Source organism: uncultured Nostoc sp. (genome assembly GCF_964245445.1).
Taxonomy (GTDB): Bacteria; Cyanobacteriota; Cyanobacteriia; order Cyanobacteriales; family Nostocaceae; genus Nostoc.
The window spans coordinates 42,992-48,991 of sequence record NZ_CAXTNE010000024.1 but is presented as its reverse complement, the minus strand read 5'-3'; the positions used below and the strand labels follow the sequence as shown (position 1 = coordinate 48,991).

Sequence of the window (6,000 nt, the reverse complement as noted above, 5' to 3'; positions counted from 1 at the left end):
CAGGGGGAGTAGGGGGAGTAGGGGAAGATAAGGGAGAAGAGTTTTCCCCTCTGCCCCCTGCCTCTTTTCAATCCCCAATCCCCATTTACCGTTGGTCAATAGGGATATAAGTAACTTCGTGCCGACCGTTGTAAACCTGGGTAGGACGGAAAATTCGGTTTTCTGCTAGTTGTTCTTTCCAGTGGGCTAACCAACCAGCAACGCGAGCGATCGCAAATATTGGCGTAAACAAGTCTGTGGGAATTCCCATCTTCCTATACACCAAACCAGAGTAAAAGTCAATATTGGGATAAATCCCTTTGCTACCCAGTTTTTCCTCTACCACGCGTTCCATCTCTAGGGCAATATCATAGAACTTGTCATGCCCAAACTTTTCAAACAGCTGTTCTGCTAGACCTTGTAAGATTGTGGCTCGTGGGTCTTTCACTTTATACACACGATGTCCAAAGCCCATAATCTTAGATTTAGTTTCCAGACAATGCTCTATGTAAGGACGGACATTCTCTACAGAGCCAATTTTTTCCAACATCTGAATTACTTCTTCATTGGCTCCACCATGCAAGGGCCCTCCCAAAGTTCCCACGGCACTAGCAACCACAGCGTAAGGATCAGTCAAGGTGGAAGCTGTCACCCTGGCACTGAAAGTGGAAGCATTCATTGTATGCTCGACCTGAAGTATCAAGCAGATATCAAAAACTCGCGCCATCAGAGGATCGGGTTCTTTCTCATCGAGCATGTATAGAAAGTTGGCGGAGTAGTCTAAGTCATCACGGGGACGTATCGGGTCATTGCCTTTTCGCATCAGTTGGAAAGCAGCTACCATCGTGGGAATGGTTGCTATCAGGCGCACCACTGAATCTCGAATGTAGGCAGCATTATGTAAATCCCGGAGCGAATAAAACAAGCCTAAAGCAGCAGCAGAGGCTTGCAGCGCATCCATTGGGTGACCGCTTTCTGGAAAGCATTTCATCATGTCCCGAATGCGGTATTTTATCCGCCGGTGGTAACGAACTTCATGCTCAAATGCTTTCAATTCTTCGTTGCTTGGCAGTTCGCCCCAGATTAAGAGATAAGCAGTTTCTAGGAATGTACTTTTCTCTGCTAGTTCCTCAATCCGGATGCCACGATATTCTAGTATTCCCTTTTGCCCATCAACATAGCTGATACTTGATTGGGCGGCGGGAATGCCTTCTAAACCAGGCTTGTATTCGCACACCATCATGGCACCACCATTCGCTTTGTGAAATATCTGATCAAGCTAACTTACCAGAAATTATTGTCGCTATAACAGTAGCCCTTCTAACAACAATTGGAAATGTTGAAAAACTGTTATAACAGGTACTTAGGTGGTGTCAACCAAAACATCTGACTCCGACCTAGAGGAGAACCTGTTTCTGGTAGTTTTATCCCAATCATACCTGCTTTTTTCAAGACTAAGCTTGCTTTGACTTCCCCCCATAGGAGAATTTCTGCCCAATTGGTCAAATCAGGTTCGTGTCCAACCAGCGCCAGTTGGGTATTTTGGGAATAATTTCTTGGCTCTAACCAGTCTTTTAGCCAACTAGAAATTTGACCCTGGTGGGCGAGGTAGCTAGATTCCTCTAACTGGGAGCTTAATTTTTCTGCTATAAGAATGTCAGCCGTTTGGCGGGCCCGCACTAAGGGGCTGGTAAGAATCAAATCAAAGCTTAATCCCAATTTAACAAGTTTCTGAGCAACTTTCTCAGTTTTTTGCCGTCCTTCTTTAGTAAGGCTGCGCTCCTCATCCTTGATGCCTAATCCCTTGTCTTCGGCGATGCCATGACGAATTAAATATAGTTCCATACTTTGAGTTCTGTTAGCGCAGCGGGGCGTAGCCCGTGCTTAGTTAGGATTTACGTCTAGTGTGAATTAACCTATCCTAATCTTAATCATTATTACGTATTCGTTGATCTGGCATCTGTCCGGTGCAATGCGGCGTTAGATGTTTTAAGGTGTTATGGATATGGCAACAGGTTTAAACCTTGAATAAATTTGTAATCCCGTTGGTTTTTTGTGATAAACGGGTAATTCCACACTATTGCTGTAGCTGCAATGAGACTATCAGGAATGGCCAAATTATGACTGAGCCGATAAGACCGCAATAAATCAACTGCTGTGTCAGATACAGCCTGGTCAATTTTGATGATGTAAAACTGCTTGATTTTTTAACGCCAACTTACTTACTTTGACAGTCAGAATTTCTATATTCTTGCTCAGAACAGCCGTAGGTATCTAACTCATGCTTGATGTCACGAGAATTCAAGGCACAGCTACTGAGCAAGGTAGTCACTGTAAACCCTAACAAAGGCAAAATTAAAGCGGTGGTTAATTTTATCATCAAACTTATAAGTAATATTTTTTAGGTTTTTTGAACTTGACTTTTTCTTGTTGGTCAATACAGAGTAATTCAAATTTGAGTTGCATATTTCTACCTATCTTAGGAAGGCTACTTCTACACAAATTAGATTACCCACTTATTAAACCTAATTTAAAGGTATATTTACTTAATTTATCAGATAATTCCAAGTTTTTAATTTTGTATAGTATACAAAAATTTTCTCCATATTTATCCAATTACGGTTATTCCCCAGCGTTAGGATAAAAGTCTAAGTCTAAAATCTCATCAACAGAAAACGGACAGACGATCGCAAAGTTATCCTCTGATAAACCCGTTTCCACTATTGCCTCTCGCCGCGCTCTTTGATAGGTAGTATTTATCCACTCAGCATCATTAAAAAAACGCCGTAAGCTAGGACTTTCTTGCAGCAATTCATCTATATTCAGTCGCTCACGGGTAAATGGTCACTTGCCAACTCTGACTACGACGTTCTGGTTGATACTTCCACTTCAACAAATGCGACAACACCAACCGCAACGCACTTTGCAACGCTCGTTGTTGGCTTTTACCCAAGTCTACCACTTCCTCAATTAAGTGTTCTAAATCCAGCGTCTCCCAGTGGTGCGTTGGCGTAGCCCGTCGTAGACATCGCAAAAGCTCCGCTGTCTGCTCTACCCAAGCACAAAAATCTTGCTCATACAGAGTTTGTAACATTTGCAGTTCTATAGACTTCATGGCGCTCCTTGTTCGCAAATAAAATAGGTAGGCGCGAGTTAATTTTATTTGTGTCTACCTACTTAACATTAAGCACGAACTACATCCTCAATCAGTTCAGCCTCTGCGAAAAGACCAATATTTCCCGACTTTTCTAAAAAGTCGGGAAATATGTTTATCACAAATGATTTAGGGATGCTATCTGACCAAACACTTTGACTGCTGCATGAGTTAGGAGTTCTCCCCATCTCCTTCTTTCTCTATTCTGCCTGAATCGGGTTGTCTCTAGGATTAACTAACCTCAGCAGTTTTTGCTTAATTTGAGCGTCGAATACTTCCCATTTCATTTTCGCGTATGCGGAATTTTCGTTGCTGCCAGATAAGAAGCCCATTGGAATTTCAAAGCCACCTGCGCTTGTTCTTCCACCGCCGAAAAAGCGCCCTGTGCTATCTTGCCCAAAGGCTTCTTTGATGAATTCATCGGGGTCAAGGGTAAGTTTGCTAGTTCTCAGGGAGCCGATGACTATTTCTAGTTCTTCGTCTTCATCGTGAACAATGCCGTAAACTACGGCGGTGTGAACGTTTTCTTCGGTGACGAGAAAATCAGCCGCTTGAGGGATGGCGTCACGGTCTTCGTAGCGTAGGTAACCAACACCAGCGATGGAAAAGTTATTTTGGACGATGCGATTTTTAAGCGATCGCTCGATCACATCCATTACCCGCTTGGAACGATTCGCCTGTAAAATGGCGTTTAGCAGTTGAGCGTCATAAAATCGGCTTAAATACGCAGCTGCCATAAAATCTTCTTCTTGCGCTTGCATGAGCCGATTTGTATCTGATCGCAACCCATGCATCAAGGCAGTAGCGCATTTGACGTGTTGATTTATGCTGCTATCTAATGCCAATAATCCCGTTTGCAGATATTGAGTAAAAATTGTTGCCGTCGCTCTTACATAAGGACGGATATCCTCAAACTCTGATTGCAGATCGCCTTGGATACTGTGATGGTCGATGAGGACTACTAGGGGAATTCCAGCCTGCTGCACTGCTGACAGTAGTTGTGAAGTGGTTCCCTGGTTATCAATTAATACAAAACCTTGGTAACATGACAAATCCTTGGTTTTCAAGGTTTGCGGCGTCCAACGTTGGATAGGTAAATTAGTCAATTTTACCAAGGCAATATTTTCTTGATGGCTTAACGCGCCAGCATAAATGATTTCACATTTTATATCATATTGCTGGGCAATTAGCTGATAAGCCCAGGCACAGGAAAGGGCATCAGGATCAGGAAAATCTTGCAGAATTACGATCTGGCGATCGTGTCGGTGTGCCAGAAGCGTTTTTTGCAGTTCTTCTGACTTTTGTTGTGCCAGGGAATTACCACGCTGACTGAGATATATAGCTCCTTCACCTACCGATGGCGGTAATGACGGAGTTTTAAACGAAACTTCCACTGGCGCTTTCTCTATTTCAGGTTCCTCTGGCTTTGGCTCTGTGGTCGATGACAAACTCTCAAACTGAGTAACGGGAGAATTCAAGTACATAGGGAACTTTTTTAAAGTGTGAGGCTCCTTTAATTCAGAAATACTACAATCAGCCATTCACTGAATTCAGCCACATTATTTTGATCTTCGCAAAAATATCAGGACATTGCACTATACATCTAAGTATATTTTTATTCGTCACACCAGAGCTCAACAATGAACTAAATTCCACTAGATGAGGTATAACTGCTGGAAACAAGGAACTCTAGCATATTGGGCTGTATTTGATAGCATAAATCTGCTTGAGGAGCTTTTTTTCTCTTGCGTAAATTCAATTAGCAGAATTTTAATCTTACTTAGGGTATACTTTATATCTTATACTTTCGGGTTAGTCCTTGATATTTTAAATACTCTTATACTCAATAATCTCATTATTGTGACTATTGAGCAATTAACAATTATTTTTATTGAACAATGCGTGTTTTTTCCCCTTTAAAAATTTTGATAATTTAGAGCGAAACCTAGTACCGCAAGGCAAAAGTCAAAAGTCAAAAGTTTTGTATATCAAGGCTTTTGCAAGTTTTAAAATGGTAGCTTGATTTAGGCCGCGCTGTACTAGTGCAAGAAGGCAGATCGCTTTTAGCGTCTCCCCTTGGGAGAAGCCAGGGAGGAAACAAGCCTCATATATAAATGTAGAGGCTTGAGCGTTGGCGCATTGCGCCTCTTTAGGAGACACGATCACATTTGTTGCAACCGATATAGCCATCAATTTTTTAACAACCGATAACTAAATCTATTGCCACTGTCCCAAAGCAAAAAGGTATTTCTTGTTTATCTTTTGCTCCTCTGCTTTTTCCTCAAAGACCTATAACATACTTTTGCCACTCTGTATGCAGTCCACTCTTAAGATGTTTGCTGACCTCGAAATAGAGGCTGCTATAAGGTTGGCGAGGAGGATGACGTAAAGGCATGTGAGCTTCATGGGGAGTCCGACAGCCTTTTTTAACATTGCAACGCACACAAGCAGTCACAATGTTCTCCCAGCTATCGCCCCCGCCGCGTGATCGCGGTATTACATGGTCTAGGGTCAACTCATCCCCTGTATAACCACAGTATTGACACGCATGACCGTCACGGTACAATATATTTCGGCGAGTCAGAGGAATTTCTTTATAAGGAACACGCACGTAATGACGTAACCTGATTACGGTCGGCAACGGAAAATCCGAGTATAGGAATTTCCCGTTGTGTTCCACGCGTTCTGCTTTGCCCTTAATTAAAAGAACCACAGCACGACGCCAACTCGTTATATTGAGAGGTTCGTAAGAGGCGTTTAAGACTAAAACCTTCCCCATTTATCTGCGCTCAGGGTATTAGCTTTACATAAATGTTAACACAAATACATCCTACTAGGGAGATGAGAATAAATTATACTTTCGTGAT

6 protein-coding genes are annotated in these 6,000 nt (G+C 42.4%); all 6 read right to left on the bottom strand.

What is annotated here, in order from left to right:
• Positions 1 to 85 precede the first annotated feature (85 nt).
• Positions 86 to 1,222, bottom strand: coding sequence for a citrate synthase (locus ACFE90_RS06745; protein ID WP_375498923.1), 1,137 nt, complete (start codon positions 1,220 to 1,222; stop codon positions 86 to 88).
• A gap of 107 nt (positions 1,223 to 1,329) precedes the next feature.
• Entirely contained in the window at positions 1,330 to 1,824 is a 495-nt protein-coding gene (gene sixA, locus ACFE90_RS06740) for a phosphohistidine phosphatase SixA (protein WP_375498921.1), read from the bottom strand.
• A 777-nt stretch (positions 1,825 to 2,601) separates the two neighbouring features.
• The gene (locus ACFE90_RS06735; RefSeq protein ID WP_375498919.1) at positions 2,602 to 2,790 is read right to left on the bottom strand and encodes a DUF29 family protein; all 189 of its coding nucleotides are present in this window, start codon (positions 2,788 to 2,790) and stop codon (positions 2,602 to 2,604) included.
• Positions 2,791 to 2,809: 19 nt separating this feature from the next.
• A complete protein-coding gene (locus ACFE90_RS06730) occupies positions 2,810 to 3,094 on the bottom strand; it encodes a DUF29 domain-containing protein (RefSeq protein ID WP_375498917.1) in 285 nt (94 codons plus the stop codon).
• Positions 3,095 to 3,333: 239 nt separating this feature from the next.
• Positions 3,334 to 4,617, bottom strand: coding sequence for a bifunctional oligoribonuclease/PAP phosphatase NrnA (locus ACFE90_RS06725; RefSeq protein ID WP_375498915.1), 1,284 nt, complete (start codon positions 4,615 to 4,617; stop codon positions 3,334 to 3,336).
• 797 nt (positions 4,618 to 5,414) lie between these two features.
• The gene (locus tag ACFE90_RS06720) at positions 5,415 to 5,912 is read right to left on the bottom strand and encodes an HNH endonuclease (protein WP_375498913.1); all 498 of its coding nucleotides are present in this window, start codon (positions 5,910 to 5,912) and stop codon (positions 5,415 to 5,417) included.
• Positions 5,913 to 6,000 lie beyond the last annotated feature (88 nt).

Excerpts from the sequence above, each read along its gene's own strand:
- ACFE90_RS06745 (WP_375498923.1), bottom strand. The coding sequence starts at position 1,222 with ATGATGGTGTGCGAATACAAGCCTGGTTTAGAAGGCATTCCCGCCGCC.
- sixA (WP_375498921.1), bottom strand. The coding sequence starts at position 1,824 with ATGGAACTATATTTAATTCGTCATGGCATCGCCGAAGACAAGGGATTA.
- ACFE90_RS06730 (WP_375498917.1), bottom strand. The coding sequence starts at position 3,094 with ATGAAGTCTATAGAACTGCAAATGTTACAAACTCTGTATGAGCAAGAT.
- ACFE90_RS06725 (WP_375498915.1), bottom strand. The coding sequence starts at position 4,617 with ATGTACTTGAATTCTCCCGTTACTCAGTTTGAGAGTTTGTCATCGACC.
- ACFE90_RS06720 (WP_375498913.1), bottom strand. The coding sequence starts at position 5,912 with ATGGGGAAGGTTTTAGTCTTAAACGCCTCTTACGAACCTCTCAATATA.